Here is a 19764-nt window from a genome sequence, read left to right as displayed (position 1 = left end):
AAATAAAACAGCCCCGACAGCTTCGCTGCCGGGGCTGTTTTGTTTTAGATACGATACTACTGCCACTACAAAGCCCCCATGTGACCAGCTTGCTAACGGCAAGCGCAGGACGCGGGAGCGCAACGACGGCGGGCCCGACAGGCCTGAGCTGGGCAATCCAGGTCATCGTCTGACGCTGCTACGGAAGCCAGATCTCAAACACTCCACCACCAAGCTGCCCTCCATTGTGGAGTTTGATATAGCCGGAGCGTTCTCCTTCGCTGTGAAGATCCGCCACCGCTGAAACAAAGAACAGGCCAAGGCTTGTACTGCCGGTGTTGAAGTCCAGGGATTTAAAACTCAGCGGTCCCGTATGCTGCATATTCTCCGGATACCCTTCGCCATCGTCTTCTACCCCGATTACAAAATAACCCTCGTGTTCTCTGGCCGTTAGCCTGATTCGGCTCTTTGTATAGCGAATCGCATTGTTGATCGTGTTGTTCAGCGCACCAGTAAGCAGGTCAGCATCGAAAAATCCGTTTATATCCTCAGCCTCTATCGAACATTCGATCCCCAGACCTTCAAGGAGTGGCGTGTGTCGGGCCAGGTGTTCTGCGAGAAAATCCGGGGCGAAATGCTCTTCCATGTGCGCGGACAGGTTATTTTCGCCAAGTCTGTAGATTCCCAGAAGCTGTACCAGATCATTATGTATTCGCTCTGCTTCATACTGGAGCGTGTTGAATCTGGAAGAGTCGTTGAGCTTGTCTTCGTGTTCGGCTCTGAGTTCGTCTAAAGAGTTGAGCAACATCCCCAGCGAATTTTTCATATCATGTACGGCCAGCGCCAGAACCATGGAGAAGTCGATATTCCGGTGTTTCATTGGCGCTGTCCCTTCAGTTTACGCTGTAGTGCCAAATAGCGTCTGTATTGCCCATGTTGTTCGGGTAGGTCAGCCAAACGGTCCAGGTGGTGTTGGCAGAGTTCCATCAAATTCCCGGTTTCTGTTGTGTTCTCATGTTCTTTCATTAGAACCTGGACCTGATTGAGGTTGAGTGCGGGGTGATCGGGTATAATCTTGAGCGCCTTGTCGAAGATGAGGCGGGCTTCTTTCAGGTTGCCCGATTCAAAGGCTGCTATTCCCTCCCGATTAAGGCGGCGGGCTTTGATCTTCGTGCGAAAACCAACGGGCTCATCGAGCAGGTTGTCGATTTTTCTGAGGGCAACGGGATCACTGCTGTATTTTTCTGCTAACTCCGCAAGTAACTCTTTTGCTTCTCCGGCGTGGTTAAGGCGGAATAGGGTTTTAGCGTAGTCCAGTTCTGTATCCAGCCCCACCTGGCTGGTGTTTTCCAGTTTCGTCCGGATCTGCTCCAGTGTGGCATCAGCATCCTTGGTGTTTTCCTGGCCAGCGTGGACGCGGCACTGGATAATCTGGCTACGAAGCTCGAGAGCCTCCTGGCCCGAAAACCGTTTTTCCATGGTGGCAAGCGTTTTTAAGGCTTCGCCGGCAAGCGCTTGGCCCTCGCTAGCCGTTGTACCCTCACTCAGGTCACAAAGGGTGTTGGCCAGAGCAAGATAATGCTTTGGGCTGTCATGAATGGAGTGCATTCCAAGGCTGACCGTATGTCGCCACGCGTCTGCGGCTTTTTCCATATCCTGATTGGATTCCGCCAGCTCGGCCAGGTGCTTCTGGCGCCGTAGTGCATTGGGAGAGTGGTTGATGGCTTGTTCCAGAACCCGCTGGGCCTGGCCCGGTCGATTCTGGCGCTCTAGTCCTTCGGCCAGGAGGTCGTAAGCCTCCATATAGTCTGGATGTTTTTCGATCAGTCGTTGCAGGCTCTCAACGGCATCATCGTAACGCTGGTTGGCAAGCAGAACCTTGCAGCGCCCGAAACTGGCCCAGGAAAGCTCGCGCTTTGCAAGCACCTCGTCGTAGATCTTGATGGAATGGGAGAGATCCCCCAGAAGAAAATAAAGCTCCCCGAGGGTTTTCATCAGCCAGGTTTTGTAGCGTGGCAGTCGGGTAAGAGCTTCGAGACAGAGAGAGGTGGCTTCCGGATAGTTTTCCCGATCGATCTCACGGTTGATGGGAAGCAAAGCGTTGCGTTGACTGATCAAACTGCCAAGGCGTTTTTCCAGCATGGCCCGATTGATGGGTTTTGTCAGATAGGCGTCGGGCTGGTATTCCCGGGCGCCCATGACTATCTCCCGGGATGTTTCCGAGGTGACCATCAAAAACAGTGACGATCTTTTCAGTAGCTTCTTGTAGCGCAGCTCTTCCAGTATATGCTGGCCGTTTCTGCCTTCACCCAGGTTGTAATCGCAGAGTACAACATCGACGTGATTGTAGGTGCAATATTGAACGGCAGACCTGGCGTTGGCCACCAGCTCAATGTTGTCGGCACCGCAACTGCGAAGCATGTGGCGCATGGAGATCCGGAAATTCTCAAAGTCGTCTACTACAAGGTATGCGAGCTTACTGAATCCTCCTGCACCGGGCAGGGTGTTTTCTGGGGGGCTGTTCATGAGCGTTTCTGTTTCAGGAATTTGTTGACCATCGCTCTCAGGGCAGCGGGCTTAACCGGCTTATAGAGGATCTGATAACCTCGCGCAATGGCATCGTCACGAACTTCAGGCGCCATGTACCCCGTTATAAGGATTCCCGGAATGTTGCGCCCGACTGAGTCGCGTATCGCATCCATTGCATCCAGACCATTTTTGTCGTCATCAAGCTGGTAGTCTGCAAGTATAATGTCCGGTTGCCTGCCCGCCAGTTCATCTAACGCATGCTGCAAGCTTTCCGCAGCGATAACTTCGCACTTCCAGTTCCCCAGAAGAGCGACCATTCCCTGCAAAATGGCGGGGTCGTTGTCGATGCATAGCACGCTCAAGCCACCGAGGCTGGAAACGCGTCTGGAGCTTGCTGTAGCTGATGTCTCCTTGGCTTTGTAAGCCTGATCCCTGGGGGCAAGTGGTACTGTTATGCTGAAAACACTGCCTTTACCCTGAACGGACTGAACACCGACAGGGTGGTTCAGCATGCCGCTGATCCTGTCGACGATTGCCAGCCCAAGCCCCAGCCCTTTCTTGTCCCCTCCCTGTTGAAAGCGCCGGAATTCTTCAAAAATAAACGTTAGCTGGTCGTCTGGTATACCGGGGCCCGTATCCCACACTTCAATGCGCAGATACCCTTTAAGGCGACGACAACCCAGCAATATTTTACCTTCCGTGGTGTAGCGTATGGCGTTGGACAGAAAATTCTGAATCACACGACGAAGAAGTTTGGCGTCCGAATGAACCCACGCGCCACTCGGAACCACATGGAGCTTGAGCCCCTGATCCTCAGCGATAGCCGTAAAATCCGTAGCCAGGTGCCGCATAATATCATTGATCGGAAACACGCCAAGATCAGGCTCCAGTGCTCCTGCGTCGAGCTTGGAAATATCGAGAAGGGTGCTTATGATTTCTTCAGCTGCTCCGAGTGAGCTGTCGATATGGTCAACAAGATCTTTGGTCTCGGAGTTGCTGGCTTTCCCGGCAAGAGCCGAGGTAAACAGGCGCGCGGCGTTGAGGGGCTGCAGCAAATCATGACTGGCAGAGGCCAGGAAACGGGTTTTACTCTGGTTGGCCTGTTCGGCAACAGACTTGGCTTTGAGCATCTGCTCGTTGATAACCTGAAGCTCCTGGGTCCGCTCTTTAACCCTCTGTTCGAGGTAGATATTGGTTTCTTTAAGTGCCTGCTCTGTGCGGCGCATCGCTGTAATGTCCTGGAAGGTGGTCACGTAGCCACCACCGGGAATCGGGCTGCCATCGACACGAACAATGGTGCCGTCGGGCCTCTGGCGCTCGTATGAAATCCGCTCACCCTGGCGCATGCTTGCGTAGTGGTTGGAAATAATTTCATCAATGCGTCGTGCTGGCAGGTTAGCGTTAGTCAGGTTATAGCGCATCAGGTCTTCTGCAGGGCGCCCGACTCGCACAAATCCCTTGGGGTAGGTGAACAGTTCCAGGTAGCGATGGTTCCAGACTACCAACTGTTGCTGCTGGTTAACCACTGAAACACCGAGACTGATGTTCTCAATCGCGGACTGCAGGAGCTCGCGGCTGAATGTCATGGCCTGTGAGGCTTCATCAACAATGCTGACCACGTCCTCAATCTGCATGTCGCGACCGGTCAGGGTGGATTCCAGAACCACCCGGGCGGTAGAGGCACCAATTACCGAGGCCAGTTGACGTTCTATGTATTTCATCAGATGAGATGAAGCAGGGCGATGGGGGTGCAGTCTTATGGCATTGCGGCGCCCGTAATTACGGAAAATGATTTCAGAGCGTTCCTCGCCCATGAACCTGTCGGTGAGCGCCTGCAGATCTGATGTCAGTATTTCCCCCTGCCAACTTTGATGCTGGACCGTGTCACCTTTTGGATGAGGGTCATGAAAAAACGACGCAATCTGGATTTTCTCACGGACTCGTTGACGCGTGACCAGAGAAAGAACGACGTAAACCAGGGTGTTGATGCCCAGACTCCAGATAATTCCATGGCTGGTTTGGTCGAGCTCAAGCCCGAAGAGGGCGGTTGGTCTTGTCCAGCCGAGGCCCCACAGACCTTTGTTGATCAGCGAATCGGTAAGCCAGCCTGTAGAAGCCAGAGCAGGAAGCAGCAGGGTGTAGCACCACAGGAGGAAGCCGAGTGCCAGTCCCCAGGTTGCGCCAGTCGCGTTACCCCGACGCCAGAGGATACCTCCCACCAGAGCCGGGCCAAACTGTGCGACTGCAGCAAACGACAGCAGACCGAACGAGGTCAGGCTGTAATCTTCTCCTGCCATCCGGTAAAAGCCATAGGCAATCAGCAACACCACAAAAATAGCGACTCTGCGGATGCCCAGTAGCAAGGAGCTGAGGTCAGCCTGGCGGTTCATTCTTGGCCGGAAAAATCTGAGCAGTGCGGGCATGATGATTTCATTACTGACCATTGTGGCAATGGCGACCGAGCAGACAATTACCATGGCGGCAGCCGCTGATCCGCCACCAAGAAATGCAAGAATTGCCAGCCATTCCTTACCGGCCATAATGGGCAGTTGCAGTATGAGTATATCGGGGTTGCCGGCTGTGACTTCCGGGCTCAGAAGCCCGGCGGCGGCAATGGGCAGAACGAAGGCGCTGGCGACAATCAGATAAACAGGCATGGCCCAGCGTGCGACTTCGAAATCCCGGTGGTCGGCATTTTCTACCACCATAACGTGGAACTGACGTGGCAGGCAGATGATCGCAAGCATGGCAATGAGGGTCTGGGTAATAAATGCCGGCGCTTCAATGGCGTCTGTTGTCAGGATGCCGGTCAGGTTTGCCTGCTTTACTGTTGCCAGCAAATCGCCAAAGCCATTGTAAAGCCCGTATGCCACAAACAACCCGACGGCAACAAAGGCGATGAGCTTGATCAGCGATTCAAAAGCTACAGCCTGAATCATACCGCGATGGTGCTCGGTGGATTCCAGGTGGCGGGTACCGAATAGCACGGTAAACACAGTTAAAGCCAGGGTGATGTACCAGGCAGCGTCGCTCCACGCAGCAGTGCTCAGCTCCTGTGTGCCTGCGCCTGTATCAGATAATACGCTGAAGCCCATGGCAATTGCCTTCAGCTGCAGGGCAATGTAGGGCACGCTGCCAATCAGCGCAAAGGTTGCGATCATTGCGGCCAGAAGCTGGGATTTGCCGTAGCGGGAGGCAATGAAGTCTGCAATGGATGTGCTGTTGTTGCGTTTGCTGATGTAGATAATCCGGCGCAGCAACGGGGCGCCAAAGATAAAAACCAGCAGAGGGCCCAGATAGATGGGTACAAAGCCCAGCCCCTCCTGTGTAGCGCGGCCCACTGCGCCGTAGAATGTCCAGGAGGTGAAGTAGACTGCCAGTGATAATGAGTAAACGTGCGTCCTGGCCAGGCGCCTGCGATAGAGCCCCGGATGTTTATCCCCCGCCCAGGCAATGATAAACAGTATCGAGATGTAGGTGATGGAAATTAAAACCAGCAGCCAGACACTAATCATATTTCTGCATTTCCGTCAGGTAGGGCGGGTTACCTGGCCTGGTTACCAGAATATCAACGGGAACATACCGTTGAATAAAGCATGTCGCGCTGCTCCAGAACCTTCAGGTTGTCTATCCGGGGCGTTCCATCCGAGCCGATGGGAACAAGCTCGCGGGATGCGCAGTTAATGATATGAACCCGGTGTGAGACCGCATCCGTTATCTTTTGTTCGAAGCGATAGAGTGTAAACCGGATTATATCCGGATTACTCGTGTCCCGCGCGATGCTGTTGGTATCCACAACGGAGAACGCGGTTACGTAAGGATAAACCAGGGACCAGGGGCGCCAGAAAATCCCGTTGCGCTCGGTGCTTACTACGACTGCCTCCTCCGGCAGGCGCGACTGCTTATGATCGTACCATGAGTACTCTCCGTATATGAGGTAACCAAGCATGCCCAAGCCAGCGAACACGGGGATGATCCATTTAGGTGCCCTGTTGCGGGTGGCGGCCCGGATTCCGAGAGCGATGCCAGCGGCGCCCAGCCCGCAGAATACGGTGGCAACGAGTGTCCAGAACATATTATGTGTTTCCTTAAAAAAGAACGGGCTCCCTCAAAGAGGAAGCCCGTCCAGTAACAGCCTATCAACTCAATGAGTCAAACAGGCCAGGTTGTTGCTTAATGGTCCTGAGCCTGTCCGGCACCGCGCGGGTAGCGAACACTTTCAACCAACTCCTGAATCTCAACGGGCGGTTCTTCAGTTGCATTGGACACAGCGAAGGCTACCGCAAAATTGACTATGGCACCAATCGCACCGATAGAAAGCGGAGAGATGCCAAATACCCAGTTTTCGGGAGTGTCGGCGAGGTTGGCCGTGCCAGGAATGAAGAGCCATCCTTTGTACACGAAAATGTACGAAAGGGTGAACACCAAGCCGCACAACATGCCTGCAATAGCGCCGGTATTGTTAACGCGCTTGGAGAAAATACCCATCATCAGGGCCGGGAACAGCGAGGCGGCTGCGATACCAAAGGCCAGCGCCACAACTTGAGCCGCAAATCCCGGCGGATTGGCGCCAAGATAGGTCGCCAAAATAATCGCAACGGCCATCGATATACGGGCTGCCACCAGTTCGCCTTTTTCCGTAATACCCGGATTGATCGCGCCTTTGATCAGGTCGTGACTGATTGCCGAGGAGATTGCAAGTAACAGGCCTGCCGCTGTCGACAAGGCTGCTGCCAGCCCCCCTGCGGCGATAAGACCGATAACCCAGCCGGGGAGATTGGCAATTTCGGGGTTGGCCAGTACCAGAATATCGCGATTATAGGTGAACTCATTGCCGTCCCAGCCACGAGCTTCTGCCTCTGGTTGGAACGCTTTGGCTGCTTCGGACGAGCCATCGTTATACATCTGGATCCGGCCATCTCCGTTTTTGTCCTCAAACTGGATCAGACCCGTGATTTCCCACTCTTTGATCCACTGTGGGCGGTCAGCGTACCGAATCGGTTCAGCGGCGGTGCCATCCGGGTAAATGGTAGTCATCAGGTTAAGGCGAGCCATGGATGCAACTGCCGGTGCTGTGAGGTACAGCAGGGCGATGAAGACCAGAGCCCAGCCCGCAGACCAGCGAGCGTCAGCCACCTTGGGAACGGTGAAAAAGCGGATGATGACGTGAGGAAGGCCAGCAGTACCAATCATCAGAGTCAGGGTGAACAGCACCATATTCAGGTGGCTGTCAACGTCTGCCGAATACTCAGTGAAGCCTACATCGGTGATTACCTGGTTGAGCTTGTCGAGAATCGGCATTCCGGAATCGATGTGAGTGGAGAACAGACCCAGCGCCGGAATCGGGTTACCGGTCAGCTGCAGTGAGATGAACACAGCAGGAATGGTATAGGCAATGATCAGCACGCAGTACTGGGCAACCTGTGTGTAGGTGATACCTTTCATCCCGCCAAGCACCGAGTAGATAAAGATAACGACAGCGGCGATGATCAGGCCCATTGTGGAATCAACTTCAAGGAAGCGAGAGAAAGCTACACCCGCACCGGCCATCTGGCCGATTACGTAAGTCAGCGATGCCACAATGAGGCAGATTACGGCAACCATTCGAGCTTGCTTGCTGTAGAAGCGGTCACCGATAAACTCCGGAACCGTGAACTTGCCGAACTTGCGCAGGTAGGGGGCCAGCAGCATGGCCAGAAGAACGTAGCCACCGGTCCAGCCCATCAGGTAAGCGGAGCTTGCGTAACCACTGGCAGCAATAATACCTGCCATGGAAATAAAGGATGCAGCGGACATCCAGTCGGCACCAATGGCCATGCCGTTGGTGATGGGGTGAACACCGCCGCCGGCAACGTAGAAGTCCTTCGTGCTTCCGGCCTTGGCCCAGATAGCGATGAGGATGTAGAGCAGGAATGACCCACCTACAAAAATGATGTTAATCGCAAATTGGCTCATCCGCTTACTCCTCTTCCACGCCGAATTTTTCGTCGATTTTGTTCATGCGCCACGCGTAGTGGAAGATAAGTGCAATGAACGTGAGAATAGAGCCCTGTTGAGCGAACCAGAAACCCAGATCCGTGCCGCCGATGGGGATGCCCGAAAGCATGGGGCGTAGAACGATTCCAAAGCCGTAAGAAACCAGGGCCCAGATGACCAGGCTCCCGAATATAAGGCGAAGATTCGCCTTCCAGTACTTTTCAGCATCGTAGCTATGACCTGACATAGGATTACTCCTGTCTTGTTGTTGTTTATCTGCAGTGGTTTTTCGGTGAGCTGAGTGAGCCAGAGAATTTATTATTCATATTAGTACTTCCCCTACTTGTTCTCCTCTTCGACTTTACCGGTCAAGCAATTTATAGATATTGGCAAAAAGTCTAATTCTGAATTATTTGCTGTGACAGGCGTCTATTTCTGCGGAGTTTCAGGTGCTTGAATCACATGCGGTGCATGTTTTTGAGCCGGCGCTGGTATCGCAGTTTGTCGTGCAATTCCCTGAGGGTTTTCAGGCCGTTCTTTCGGGCTTTATTCAAGGCAATCAATGTCAGTTCGGCGGTTGCCAGTGCATCGGAAGCGGCATGGTGTCTTGCGCTGACCTCCAGACCAAAATGGTCGGCCCAGTGATCCAGGCCTTTTCCGCCCGTCTGGGCGTCAGGGAAGAAGGCAGGCAAGAGCTCTGCCACATCCATCCAGGTATGGTTCCGGGTATAGCCAAGTTCCGCTTTCAGGGTTTTCTCAAGGAACTTCTGATCAAATGCCGTGTGATAGGCCAGTATCGGGTCGCCGTTCATCCATTCCAGAAGAAACAGAAGGGCATCTTCCAGTTCATGGCCCCGGGTAAGGGCCTCTGGTCCGATGCCGTGGATCAGTACCGTCTGGGTGATATCCAGCTCCGGGCGCTTCAGAATCAGGTCGAACTGATCGCTGAGATCGATGGCGCCGCCGGTAATGGCGACGGCCCCCACGGCGATGACTTCATCTTTGCTGGCATTCAGGCCGGTGGTCTCCAGATCCAGCACAATCAGGCGGCATTCGGATAGCAGCTGGTCCCCGGCGGTTTTGGGGGTCGGCGTGTTCTCTGGCGCAATGTTACCTGTCCGGCCTTTGCGGCGACGTTCAATCCATTGTCTGATCTGTTCCAACATGGGGCAGCAGCCTGGATTCAGAGTTGGTAGGTAACTTCGAGTTTCTGTTGCAGGCGCTGGGCCTGCCGGAACGACTCACGGAGAATCCGTCTGTCCAGCTGGTTCAGATCGTCGGGATCTATGTAGTTGGTAAGCTCTTCGCCCCGCTCCAGCATTTCCTGATGTGCGCGCATGCGTATGGCCTGTATGAGGCTGTAGGCATCCTTCCAGGCATTGGCATCCTTGGCATCAAAAACGCCCTTGCGAACCAGTTCATCCATTCTCTCAAGTGTGTTGGCATTTTCCACTCCATTGGCCAGCGCAAACACGCGCACGGCCTCTACGAAAGGGGCCAGACCCTGACGTTTGAGGTCCAGATTGCGCTTTTTGCCATCGCTTACATAGCGGAAGTTGCGGAACATGGTCAGCGGCGGTTTTCTCTGGAGCGCATTGCCTGCCAGCATCTTCTGGAACAGGGCGTTCTTGCGGATTCTTGTGAGCACTTTTTCAAGGAGTTCGTGTAAAGAGTCCGTGGGCCCGAATACCGCTCTCATATCAAGAAAGATGGAAGAGTAAACAAGGTTCTGCGGAGTGGATGCGTCGATGAAGCGGATAAACCAGTCATCCCACTCGCGGTCGCTCAGGCACAGCTTCGGGTTGCTGGCCATGATATTGCCTTTGCACAGGGTAAAGCCGCAATCGGCAAGCTCGTCATTGACTGTGCGGGCGAATGGCAGCAGCTTTTCCCGTACCTGGTCTTCCGTCATGCCTTCGGGAGTCTGGAAAAGAATGCCGTTATCCTGGTCCGTCAGCAGAGTCTGCTCTTGCCGTCCTTCGCTTCCGAATGTGAGCCAGGTAAATGGAATGCCCGGGTCGTTTTTCTTGATGTTCAGCTCAAGCACGCGTCGCACCGTTACATCGTTCAGTGTCGTGATCATCTTGACGATTTGGCCCGAATCGGCACCGTGTGCCAGCATCGCATCCACAAGTCTGGATACATCAGTGCGCAGACTAACCAGGGTTCGCAAGTGAGTTGCAGTGCTTATAGTGCGGGCAAGGTTGACGAGATCGACCCGTTGCAGGGAAAACAGGTCGCTCTCCGATACCATGCCAATTAGCCGGTTTTCTTCGTCCACCACGCACAGGTGTGCGAAGTGGTTTTCCGCCATCAGCATGGCTGCTTCAAACGCATCGGCCTGGGCTGTCAGAGAGCGGGGGTCCCGTGTCATGAGTTGACGTACGGGTGTGTCCAGAGTCCCGGTATCTTTCGCAATCATGGTGCGCAGATCGCGGAGCGTGAAAATTCCGATGGGATGCCGGCTTTCATCGGTTATGACAATGCTGCCGACATTGTTTTCATGCATGCGAGCGACGGCTTTGCGCACGGGCAGGTCCGGAGAACAGACGATGGGATTACGAAGAGCATAGCGTTCGAGGGGTGTGCTCAGGGAAAAACTGGAACTCATGGACGCCATGGCGCCGGTTTGTATGCGCTGGTTGACCTGGTCCAGCAGGCTGCTGACCCCGCGCATACAGAAATCACGGAACGGTTCACTTTCGGAAATAAGGGTGACAAAGGCATCCTGCTCTATGCTGAGACAGAAAGTGTCCCCGACGGCGCGGTGCAGTGTCCGGGTGGGGCGCTCGCCGATGATCGCGGCCAGTGGGAAGCACTCACCCCGGCTGATCTCGAACGTGGTTTCGGTTTTGTCAGCTTTCTCATTGTGGCGCTCGCCACGAATCCGCCCCTGTTTAACAACGTAAAACCTGTTAACAACACCATCTTCCGGGGACAGTACAACATCGCCGTCGGCATAAAACCGTAGTGTGGCATGCTCTGCAAAGTGGGCGAGATGGTCTTCGTCCATGCTTGAGAAGGGGGCGTGTGCCTGCAGAAAAACCATAATGGAGCGGGTATTCTGCGGGCGGGAATTGTCCTGATTTGCTGCTGCCATAACCGGTTCTGCTCGTTCATTATTGTTGTGAGTCTACAGTGTAGAACACTGGAGCGGGTGTTCACTCTAAGATTTTGGTCGCACCTGCAACCATTTTGGACCGCATGGCATAAATTTACGCAATCGTCGGGGTTTCTTTATGGAACGCGTACCGGGTGGTAAGGTTCCTCTATTCAGCAGGTTATTGTCAGCGGGTTATTGAAAGCACGGCCATGATTACCAAAAAGGATCGCCTCAGTTTTCTTGAGGAAATGAAAGATGTCCGGCGCATCCGAAAACCCAACCGCGCCGAGATCGCAGCGCCCCGTGAACTGACTCCGGGCCATCTGGAGCGTCAGCGTGCGGCCGTGGCCAATCCGCTCAAGGATGCGAATCCGTTGACCTCCGATATTGTTGAGCCTCTGACTGCACACGACATCCTCTGCTGGCAGCGCCCCGGCATACAGCACGGGGTCTTTCGCAAGCTCAGGCTCGGGCAATATCCCATTGAAGCAAGGCTGGACCTCCATCGCATGACTGTTGAACAGGCGCGTCGCGAAGTGTTCCGGTTTGTCAGCGATTGCGTCCGTTACGGTTTGCGATCCGTCATCATCCTCCACGGCAAGGGAGAGCGTAATCCCGATGGCATAGCTCAGCTCAAGAGCTATCTGGCCAAGTGGTTGCCGGAGCTTTCGGATGTGCTGGCGTTCCATTCGGCCCAGAAACACCATGGTGGAACCGGTGCTGTTTATGTCATGGTCCGCAAGGGTGACAGGGACAAGCAGCACAATCGTGAATTGCATGGATCACGTTAATACACCGGAAGAATGAATTACGCCATGATCAGCAAATCGAATTGAGGAGGTCGTTTTGAAGAAAGCTGCATTGTTGATATTTGCCGTTTTGGCCCTGGTGGGGTGCAAAGACCGCGTCATCTGGGATGATAAGGGCAAGCTTGAAGAAACTACCCGGAACCGGGAAGTCTGGGATTCCAACGGAAAACTGAATACCGGTGAGCGCGATGTCTGGGTAAACAAAGACGGCGAGAAAGTTGTGAAATAAAAAAACAGTAAGCCCGGCAAACAGACCCGGGGCAAAGCACAGGGGAGAGCAGGCATGGCATTGAGCCTTACGGTTAACGGCGAACGGCGCTCGCTGGATATTGAGGGTGATACCCCGCTGTTGTGGGTGTTGCGTGACGAACTGGGGCTCAAGGGCACCAAGTTTGGTTGTGGTGTGGGGCTTTGTGGTGCCTGCACGGTGCATCTGAACGGGCAGCCGGTGCGATCCTGCTCGACCCCCGTAGAATCCGCAGCCGGTGGTGAGGTGACCACCATCGAAGGGCTGGCAGAGGATGGGCAATTGCACCCTCTGCAAAAGGCATGGATTGCAGAAGGTGTGCCACAGTGTGGTTACTGCCAGTCTGGCCAGATCATGAGTGCGGCTCACCTGCTGGCAACCAACCCGGCGCCTGCCCGGGACGATATCGTGGCGGCCATGACTGGCAACCTGTGCCGCTGTGGCACCTACTCCCGCATCATTGCCGCTGTTGAATCAGTCGCTGGAAAATCGCTGGCGTACGATGCGCAAGCGGCCGGGGAGGAACGCTGACATGGCGATGAACAGACGTGATTTTCTCAAGGTAAGTGCCGGTGCCTCCGGCTCTCTGATGCTGTCCCTCTCGCTCCCCGGCTGTTCCGGGATACCCACCGGTTACACGGAAGAAACCGGTGAATGGAAGCCGGATGCCTGGCTTGAGATAACAAGGAACGACAAGATTCACTTTACCCTGGCCCGGGTTGAAATGGGCCAGGGTACCTATACCGGGCTTACCACGCTGATTGCCGAAGAGCTGGAGGTCGATCCTGAAGCAATTACACCCAGGTTTGCACCGGTGGCGCCGGAATATCGTAACCCTTTGTACAAACTGCAGCTCACAGGTGGCAGCACCAGTATTGCGACCAGTTGGGAGCCTCTGCGCACGGCAGGGGCGTCGGCGCGACAAATGCTCATTATGGCAGCGGCAGACGTGTGGCAGGTGGATGCAGCCGAATGCTCCGCGCGCCAGGGCCGTGTGGTTCATCCCAATGGTCTGGATTCCATGCGCTACGGGCAGTTGGTGGAGTTGGCGTCCAAACAAGTCATCCGTGGTGATATTCCACTGAAACCGGCCCGCGAGTGGAAGTACATTGGCAAACAGCGGGGCAGGCTGGATGCTCACGCCAAGTCCACCGGCACCGCAGTTTACGGTATCGATGTTGAACTCCCCGGCATGGTGTACAGCGTGGTAAGCCGTCCACCCAGATACGGTGCCCGGGTCAAGTCCTTTAATAAGAGCGAAGTGCTCGCCATGCCGGGTGTTCTCGATGTGTTTGAAATCGAGCGCGGCGTGGCGATTGTTGCCGACAAGTACTGGCGCGCCCGGAAAGCTCAGGATGCCCTGAAAGCAGAATGGGATAACGCGGAGGCCCTGTCCCTTTCCACCGGTGAGGTGTTTGCTTCGTACCGCAAGGCCGCCGATGAGGATCGCGGTGAGTCTGAGCGCAGCGAAGGCGATTACGAGAATGCTGTCGAAAAAGCAGGGCAGGTATTTGAAGCGGAATACAGCCAGCCCTATCTGGCCCACTCGACTCTGGAACCCATGAACGCTACGGCGTGGTACCGGGATAACAGTATTGAAGTCTGGGCGCCCACTCAGGCTCCGGATCTTGGCCGCATTGCCGCAGCCCGGGTAACCGACCTTTCTCCGGGCGATGTCACGATCAATACTACCTTTCTTGGTGGCGGGTTTGGTCGCCGTCTGACTCAGGATTACATCGAAGAAGCTGCTGCAGTTTCCTACCGGGTGAGAAAACCGGTGAAGCTGATCTGGTCGCGGGAAGAAGATACGCAGCACGACCTGTATCGCCCGGCCATGCTGCACCGTATGCAGGCCGGCCTTGAGGGCAACCGGCTGACCGGCTGGCATCACCAGATTGTCGGCCCCCAGTTGCTGGACTGGTATGTGCGCAACGCGGCACCTGCCCAGTATCCCTGGGCGCCCAAGTTCATGTACGACACCCTGGGTAAAGTTGGCTTGCTTGCCGAAGGCATTGCAACGCCAAAGGACATGTCGGCCATTGAAGGCGCCATAGAGTACCCCTACAACGTGGATAATATAGACATCCGCCATACCCATACCGACCCGGGTGTGCCGGTCACATTCTGGCGCTCGGTGGGCTACTCCCACAACGGCTTTGCCGTTGAAACCTTTATGGATGAGCTGGCTTACGAAGCCGGTGAAGATCCCTACCAGTTCCGCCGCAAACTGCTGGCGGGCCAGCCCCGGCATCTGGAAGTGCTCGACAGGGCCGTGCAACTGTCCAAGTGGAATACCCCCGTTCTTGAAGGGCGTGGCCGGGGCCTGGCGCTGTTCAAGAGCTTTGGTACTTTCGTGGCCCAGGTGGTTGAAGCTGGTGTGGAGAACGGAAATATCCGGGTATACAAGGTTGCCTGTGCCGTGGATTGCGGCCAGGTGGTCAACCCGCGCATTGTGGAAGACCAGATTGAAGGCGGGATTATCTTCGGGCTGACCGCAGCAATCTACGGCGAGATAACGTTTGATGAGGGTCAGCCCCAGCAGAGCAACTTCCACGATTATCAGTTGATGCGGCAGACTGAACTGCCTGAAGTGACAGTGGATATTGTTCAGAGCACCGAAGCTCCCACAGGCGTTGGTGAGCCGGGGGTGCCTCCGGTTATCCCGGCCCTGGGCAATGCGCTGTTCGCGCTGACCGGCAAGCGTCAGCGCAGCTTGCCCCTGAAAGCCGATGCCTGACACGCCCGCGCCACCGATCGCCGGCGGCCACGAGGCGGTCATCAGAGATGCTCTGTCATGGCTTGAACAAGGCAGGCGAGCGTGGTTATGCACCATTGTGGAAACCTGGGGCTCATCGCCCCGGCCTGCGGGCTCGTGGCTGGCGGTGAGTGATTCTGGGCACTGGAGCGGCTCAGTGTCGGGTGGCTGTCTGGAAGAAGACCTCCTTCGCCGCACCATTGACGATGGTGCGGACTACCCGGTGATCATCGACTATGGCATCAGCGACAGCGACCGTGATGATTTCCGGCTGCCCTGTGGTGGTCGAATCCGGCTGCTGGTGGAGCCGTTGGGTAACCCGTCCGATCAAAATAACACTGCAATTGCACATCTGCAGCGGCTGGCGGAGGCTATGACCCGGCGGGTGCCCGTGGCGCGCCGGGTCAGCTTGCAGGGTGCCATGGAGTTGGAGCCTGCGGCCCCTTCGGCCGGCCCGGGCGTTGTATTCGATGGAGAAGAACTGCTTCACCTGCTGCAGCCGGAGTGCAGATTGCTGCTGATCGGGGCAGGCGAGGTAGCGCGTTACGTGGCTGAATTTGCCACTGCTGCTGATTTTACCGTTACTCTTTGTGAACCGCGCGAAGCCTTTGCCTCTGGCTGGAGCCACCGGTATCTGCCACTTGCCCGTTGCTTGCCGGACGATCTGATAGCCGCGTCTTTTAACGATACCTGGTGCGGTGTGCTGGCGCTGGCCCACGATCCGAGAATAGACGATATGGGTTTGCTGGCAGCACTGCAGTCGCGGGCATTTTACGTGGGCGCCATGGGCTCAAAACGGACATCCGAGGCCCGGCGGGAGCGGCTCGCCTCGCTGGGGCTTGAGGAGGCAGCGTTACAGCGTTTACGGGCACCGATTGGCATTGACATTCCCAGCAAAACACCCGCAGAAATTGCCATTTCCGTTGTTGCCGATCTGATTGCTGCGCGGCATCATTTGCGAACAATCCATGAGCCAGGCTCTTCACATTCCGGAATGTAAAACCGTGTTTGATGTAAACCAATACGCAGTAGTTGCCGAATCCATAGTGAATGCGGGCCGCTTCCTTTACGGGCGGGGCTGGTCTCCGGCCACAAGCAGTAACTATTCCGCCCGCATAGACAGCGGGCACATTGCCATTACAGTGTCCGGCCGCCACAAGGGGCAGTTGGCTGCGGGTGATGTCATGGTGATCGATCTTCAGGGCCGCCCGGTGCAGAGTGAGTGCCGCGCCTCTGCAGAAACCTTGCTGCACACCGCACTGTACCAGGAGTTTCCGGATGTCGGTGCAGTTCTTCACACGCACTCGGTGAACGCAACGGTGCTGAGCCGGCTTGTACCGGCGGGGGAACTTCTTGCGTTTGAAGGCTATGAACTGCAAAAAGCCTTCGACGGCGTGGAAACCCATGAGTCAGTAGTGACAATTCCGGTTTTTGAGAATACCCAGAACATTGAAACCCTGGCTGAGGAAACCCGGGAGTGGTTTATGGAACACCCTGCGCAGCCGGGTTATCTGATTCGGGGGCACGGCCTGTATACCTGGGGTAAAACCATGGCGGATTGCCTGCGGCATGTGGAAGCCCTGGAATTTCTTTTCGAATGTGAGCTTGTAACCATGAGGGTTCGCCCATGACGACCTTGAGCATTTTTGACGCACACAACCCGGAAGCTACTCCGACAGTAACCCGTGAAGCCGGCGAAATCAGCCGGTTGCTGCAAGCCAGGGGAGTCCGCTTTGAGCGCTGGCCAACCCGGGAACTGCCGGCAGATGCAGCTCCGGAACAGATTCTGGAAACCTACAGCGCCGAGATCGCAAAGCTGAAGGCCGAGAGTGGCTTCCAGACTGCCGATGTAGTCAGCCTGAATCCGGACAACCCCCAGAAGGAGACTTTCCGGAAAAAGTTTCTGGATGAGCACACCCACAGCGAAGACGAGGTGCGCTTTTTCGTGCGCGGCCAGGGCATATTCTACCTGCACCTTGGTGATCAGGTGTTTGCGGTTCAGTGCAGGAAAAACGATCTGATCAGCGTGCCTCAGGGCACACGGCACTGGTTTGACATGGGGCCGGAACCGGAGTTTACCTGCATTCGCCTGTTTACCAATCCGGAAGGCTGGGTGGCCGATTTTACCGGAGAGGAGATTGCCGCGCGCCTGCCGCGCTTTGAGGAGCTGGAAGGAGCAGCAGTATGATCCGGGTAATTCTTACCGATATTGAGGGCACAACCAGCTCAATCTCCTTCGTACACGATGTGCTGTTTCCCTACGCGGCCAAGCATCTGCCCGGATTTATCCGTGAACATCGGGATAATCCGGACGTGTCGGAACAGCTGGATCGGGTGGCAGAAGAGTCCGGGGCAGACCGTGAGGATGCCGAGGCGCTGATCGAAACCCTGCAGGAGTGGATGCGTGAAGATCGTAAGGTAACGCCGCTTAAAGCACTTCAGGGCATGGTCTGGGAGCAGGGGTATCAGCAGGGCGAGCTTAAAGGCCATATTTACGAAGATGCCGCACAGTATCTGCAGCAGTGGCACGATCGTGGCCTGCGTTTATATGTTTATTCGTCCGGTTCGGTGAAAGCCCAGAAACTGATTTTTGGTTTTACCACGGCGGGCGATTTTACACCGTTTTTTTCCGGTTATTTTGACACCCGGATCGGTGGCAAGAAGGAACCCGGATCGTATCGCAATATTCTCGATGAGCTTGGTGTAGAGGCTGCGACGATCCTGTTTCTCTCCGATGTGGAAGCGGAACTGGAGGCTGCCGAGGCCGCCGGTATGCAAACCGCATGGCTGATCCGGGACGGTGAATTGCCGGAAACCGAGCGTTTTGTCGCCCGGAACTTTGCGGAAGTGGACGCTGCCCTGCTGCAAAAGCGCTAGTCCTTTAACATTGGGCCTGGCTTTAGCGAGGAGGTGAACATGCCAGCAATCCGCTTTGCCAGAGCGCTTGCCTGCGCCCTGCTGGTGTTGTTGCTGGCGGGGTGCAATCCCTTCTCTGAAGCCCGACCCATGATGGACGAGTACGTAGAGCGTGTTGGCCGGGTGCTGGAAACCGAGCCAGCGCTTTCGGAGATCCCTCCGTCCGAGCAGATGCCGAGGCGCCGTAACCGCGTGTTGCCAATGCCCGAGCTGGAACTGGGTATGCTGGACTTCCTGTCGTTATACGGCTGTGAACTGCAGTACGTGGTGGGGGAGAAAAACTCCGTCATGGGCAGGGTAATGCAGCCCCTGAATCGCCTGCGTTACGAGATCCGTTTTATCCGTGCCGCCGGCGAGTGCCTGGACACAGTAGAAGACGAAGAGCTTCAGGATGTTTTGGAACAGGCTATTGCCAGCAAGCGTGAATCACTGCCAATTGCCATCTGGAACGCGACCTGGGGCGTGGAAGAAGTGGAAACCCTGTTTACCCTTGCCAAGGGTGAGTACCCGGTTGAAACCAAGGACCCGCTTTCTGATCTTGCCCGGGACGCCCGCCAGTTGAACAAAGCCGTGGCAGCGCTTCTTGAACAGAATCTTGAGGTGGATCTTGGCTTCTGGGGTGGGGTGCATCAACGCTGGCAGGCGGAATACCGGGCCGGTCAGCTCATTAATAGCGCCCGGCTGGTCACTACCCGTCTTTTGGATGCCAGTCGCCTTATCCAGCAGCGGCTGAATACTCGGCCACTATGCCTCAACGGCAAGCCCAATAATCAATCTGATATTGTCCAGAGTATGTTCTTCAGTGTTTACATTGGCAAAATACAGCCGTACCTCGCAGACTTGCGACGTGCCCGTACGGATTTGATTGAGCCACTTTCTGAACTGGCGACCATGCAGGAGGAGGCGATGCCGGAAGAGTTTCAGGAATGGAGCCGTTTTGCATTGGCCTTGCAGGGGCCGGAAAGTGTGTGGGCCAACCTGGATAGTGCGGTTGAACGCCATACCAAAGCCTGGCAAACGCTGCTTGAACAGTGTGGATTACGGCCGGGAGCCTGACCGCAAGGTGACTGGCCTGTTCACCTTGAGATGAACCATGGCCAGGGTGAACAGCAGGAACGTGAGTACTGTGAGAACCACCGGGCCGGGTGCGCCCTGGCTTAGCCAGGCAGAGACAACCGACTGGGTGAAGTAAAAGATTACCGCAAAGGCCAGCCAGATATAGCCCCGATTGTTGCCCCGAAACACTGGTACTGCGAGGGCCAGCAAGGGGACAAGCTTGACCGATAGCATCAGCGTTATGGAGACGCCTTCAACCGGCGCCGGGTAAAAAGTGGTAACCAGCAAGGTTGCCAGCACGGCCAGGTACAGAAACTGGGTTGCCCGCGCAGTATACCGGGCCTTGGGGTTATGAAGCATTGTCTGGTTCCGTAAATTGGTTAAAGAGCTTTAC

General features: G+C 55.5%; 18 protein-coding genes. 9 read left to right on the top strand and 9 right to left on the bottom strand.

All coding sequences use genetic code 11. The features are described 5' to 3' along the window. Positions 1-178 precede the first annotated feature (178 nt). The 8 genes from CDH48_RS16045 to CDH48_RS16010 form a co-directional block, all read right to left on the bottom strand. Positions 179-859, bottom strand: a complete 681-nt coding sequence (locus tag CDH48_RS16045) for a sensor histidine kinase (protein WP_100689748.1) — start codon at positions 857-859, stop codon at positions 179-181. Beyond that, positions 856-2505 (bottom strand): tetratricopeptide repeat-containing response regulator, encoded by a 1650-nt coding sequence (locus CDH48_RS16040; protein ID WP_100689747.1) that lies wholly within the window; start codon positions 2503-2505, stop codon positions 856-858. The genes CDH48_RS16045 and CDH48_RS16040 overlap by 4 nt, the downstream gene beginning before the upstream one ends. Continuing rightward, on the bottom strand, positions 2502-6023 hold the full coding sequence (locus CDH48_RS16035; RefSeq protein WP_100689746.1) for a PAS domain-containing hybrid sensor histidine kinase/response regulator: 3522 nt from the start codon (positions 6021-6023) through the stop codon (positions 2502-2504). The genes CDH48_RS16040 and CDH48_RS16035 overlap by 4 nt, the downstream gene beginning before the upstream one ends. A 53-nt stretch (positions 6024-6076) precedes the next feature. Further along, a complete protein-coding gene (locus CDH48_RS16030; protein WP_100689745.1) occupies positions 6077-6583 on the bottom strand; it encodes a hypothetical protein in 507 nt (168 codons plus the stop codon). A gap of 98 nt (positions 6584-6681) precedes the next feature. Further along, entirely contained in the window at positions 6682-8463 is a 1782-nt protein-coding gene (locus CDH48_RS16025) for a sodium:solute symporter family protein (RefSeq protein ID WP_100689744.1), read from the bottom strand. A 4-nt stretch (positions 8464-8467) separates the two neighbouring features. After that, positions 8468-8731 (bottom strand): DUF4212 domain-containing protein, encoded by a 264-nt coding sequence (locus CDH48_RS16020; protein ID WP_100689743.1) that lies wholly within the window; start codon positions 8729-8731, stop codon positions 8468-8470. 211 nt (positions 8732-8942) lie between these two features. Then, positions 8943-9650 carry a 3'-5' exonuclease gene (locus CDH48_RS16015; RefSeq protein ID WP_100689742.1) on the bottom strand — a complete coding sequence of 236 codons (708 nt, stop codon included), beginning with the start codon at positions 9648-9650 and terminating at the stop codon, positions 8943-8945. A gap of 17 nt (positions 9651-9667) precedes the next feature. Beyond that, positions 9668-11584 (bottom strand): putative nucleotidyltransferase substrate binding domain-containing protein, encoded by a 1917-nt coding sequence (locus CDH48_RS16010; protein ID WP_100689741.1) that lies wholly within the window; start codon positions 11582-11584, stop codon positions 9668-9670. Between the two features lie 212 nt (positions 11585-11796). Between CDH48_RS16010 and smrA the strand changes: the two genes are divergently transcribed. Genes smrA through CDH48_RS15965 form a run of 9 tightly spaced genes read left to right on the top strand, consistent with a single transcriptional unit; the run spans position 11797 to position 19370 of the window. After that, on the top strand, positions 11797-12378 hold the full coding sequence (smrA, locus tag CDH48_RS16005) for a DNA endonuclease SmrA (RefSeq protein ID WP_100689754.1): 582 nt from the start codon (positions 11797-11799) through the stop codon (positions 12376-12378). Positions 12379-12433: 55 nt separating this feature from the next. Continuing rightward, the gene (locus tag CDH48_RS16000; RefSeq protein ID WP_100689740.1) at positions 12434-12625 is read left to right on the top strand and encodes a hypothetical protein; all 192 of its coding nucleotides are present in this window, start codon (positions 12434-12436) and stop codon (positions 12623-12625) included. A gap of 54 nt (positions 12626-12679) precedes the next feature. Further along, the gene (locus CDH48_RS15995) at positions 12680-13174 is read left to right on the top strand and encodes a (2Fe-2S)-binding protein (RefSeq protein WP_100689739.1); all 495 of its coding nucleotides are present in this window, start codon (positions 12680-12682) and stop codon (positions 13172-13174) included. A gap of 1 nt (position 13175) precedes the next feature. Next, on the top strand, positions 13176-15380 hold the full coding sequence (locus CDH48_RS15990; RefSeq protein WP_100689738.1) for a xanthine dehydrogenase family protein molybdopterin-binding subunit: 2205 nt from the start codon (positions 13176-13178) through the stop codon (positions 15378-15380). Further along, positions 15373-16398 (top strand): XdhC family protein, encoded by a 1026-nt coding sequence (locus CDH48_RS15985; protein ID WP_100689737.1) that lies wholly within the window; start codon positions 15373-15375, stop codon positions 16396-16398. Before CDH48_RS15990 ends, CDH48_RS15985 begins: the two co-directional genes overlap by 8 nt. 4 nt (positions 16399-16402) lie before the next feature. Continuing rightward, positions 16403-17029 (top strand): methylthioribulose 1-phosphate dehydratase, encoded by a 627-nt coding sequence (locus tag CDH48_RS15980; RefSeq protein WP_100689736.1) that lies wholly within the window; start codon positions 16403-16405, stop codon positions 17027-17029. Next, positions 17026-17586: a 1,2-dihydroxy-3-keto-5-methylthiopentene dioxygenase gene (locus tag CDH48_RS15975; protein WP_100689735.1), complete on the top strand. Its 561-nt coding sequence runs from the start codon at positions 17026-17028 to the stop codon at positions 17584-17586. The genes CDH48_RS15980 and CDH48_RS15975 overlap by 4 nt, the downstream gene beginning before the upstream one ends. Continuing rightward, the gene (gene mtnC, locus CDH48_RS15970; protein WP_100689734.1) at positions 17583-18275 is read left to right on the top strand and encodes an acireductone synthase; all 693 of its coding nucleotides are present in this window, start codon (positions 17583-17585) and stop codon (positions 18273-18275) included. The genes CDH48_RS15975 and mtnC overlap by 4 nt, the downstream gene beginning before the upstream one ends. A gap of 39 nt (positions 18276-18314) precedes the next feature. Then, positions 18315-19370, top strand: coding sequence for a DUF3080 domain-containing protein (locus CDH48_RS15965; protein WP_100689733.1), 1056 nt, complete (start codon positions 18315-18317; stop codon positions 19368-19370). On the opposite strand, the gene CDH48_RS15960 is transcribed toward CDH48_RS15965, so the two are convergent. Further along, positions 19353-19730, bottom strand: coding sequence for a DUF2069 domain-containing protein (locus CDH48_RS15960; protein ID WP_100689732.1), 378 nt, complete (start codon positions 19728-19730; stop codon positions 19353-19355). The two genes, CDH48_RS15965 and CDH48_RS15960, sit on opposite strands and share 18 nt — an antisense overlap. Between the last annotated feature and the right edge of the window lie 34 nt (positions 19731-19764).

The sequence above is a fragment of the Marinobacter aromaticivorans genome (genome assembly GCF_002806975.1).
Lineage (GTDB): Bacteria > Pseudomonadota > Gammaproteobacteria > Pseudomonadales > Oleiphilaceae > Marinobacter > Marinobacter aromaticivorans.
This window is presented reverse-complemented; position numbering and strand designations above follow the sequence as displayed.

What these genes read in the sequence shown, in the direction of transcription:
- CDH48_RS15975 (WP_100689735.1), top strand. Translation starts at nt 17,026, where the DNA reads ATGACGACCTTGAGCATTTTTGACGCACACAACCCGGAAGCTACTCCG.
- CDH48_RS15995 (WP_100689739.1), top strand. Translation starts at nt 12,680, where the DNA reads ATGGCATTGAGCCTTACGGTTAACGGCGAACGGCGCTCGCTGGATATT.
- smrA (WP_100689754.1), top strand. Translation starts at nt 11,797, where the DNA reads ATGATTACCAAAAAGGATCGCCTCAGTTTTCTTGAGGAAATGAAAGAT.
- CDH48_RS16035 (WP_100689746.1), bottom strand. Translation starts at nt 6,023, where the DNA reads ATGATTAGTGTCTGGCTGCTGGTTTTAATTTCCATCACCTACATCTCG.
- CDH48_RS15960 (WP_100689732.1), bottom strand. Translation starts at nt 19,730, where the DNA reads ATGCTTCATAACCCCAAGGCCCGGTATACTGCGCGGGCAACCCAGTTT.
- CDH48_RS15985 (WP_100689737.1), top strand. Translation starts at nt 15,373, where the DNA reads ATGCCTGACACGCCCGCGCCACCGATCGCCGGCGGCCACGAGGCGGTC.
- CDH48_RS16010 (WP_100689741.1), bottom strand. Translation starts at nt 11,584, where the DNA reads ATGGCAGCAGCAAATCAGGACAATTCCCGCCCGCAGAATACCCGCTCC.
- CDH48_RS16045 (WP_100689748.1), bottom strand. Translation starts at nt 859, where the DNA reads ATGAAACACCGGAATATCGACTTCTCCATGGTTCTGGCGCTGGCCGTA.
- CDH48_RS16025 (WP_100689744.1), bottom strand. Translation starts at nt 8,463, where the DNA reads ATGAGCCAATTTGCGATTAACATCATTTTTGTAGGTGGGTCATTCCTG.
- mtnC (WP_100689734.1), top strand. Translation starts at nt 17,583, where the DNA reads ATGATCCGGGTAATTCTTACCGATATTGAGGGCACAACCAGCTCAATC.
- CDH48_RS16040 (WP_100689747.1), bottom strand. Translation starts at nt 2,505, where the DNA reads ATGAACAGCCCCCCAGAAAACACCCTGCCCGGTGCAGGAGGATTCAGT.
- CDH48_RS15965 (WP_100689733.1), top strand. Translation starts at nt 18,315, where the DNA reads ATGCCAGCAATCCGCTTTGCCAGAGCGCTTGCCTGCGCCCTGCTGGTG.
- CDH48_RS16015 (WP_100689742.1), bottom strand. Translation starts at nt 9,650, where the DNA reads ATGTTGGAACAGATCAGACAATGGATTGAACGTCGCCGCAAAGGCCGG.
- CDH48_RS16020 (WP_100689743.1), bottom strand. Translation starts at nt 8,731, where the DNA reads ATGTCAGGTCATAGCTACGATGCTGAAAAGTACTGGAAGGCGAATCTT.
- CDH48_RS16030 (WP_100689745.1), bottom strand. Translation starts at nt 6,583, where the DNA reads ATGTTCTGGACACTCGTTGCCACCGTATTCTGCGGGCTGGGCGCCGCT.
- CDH48_RS15990 (WP_100689738.1), top strand. Translation starts at nt 13,176, where the DNA reads ATGGCGATGAACAGACGTGATTTTCTCAAGGTAAGTGCCGGTGCCTCC.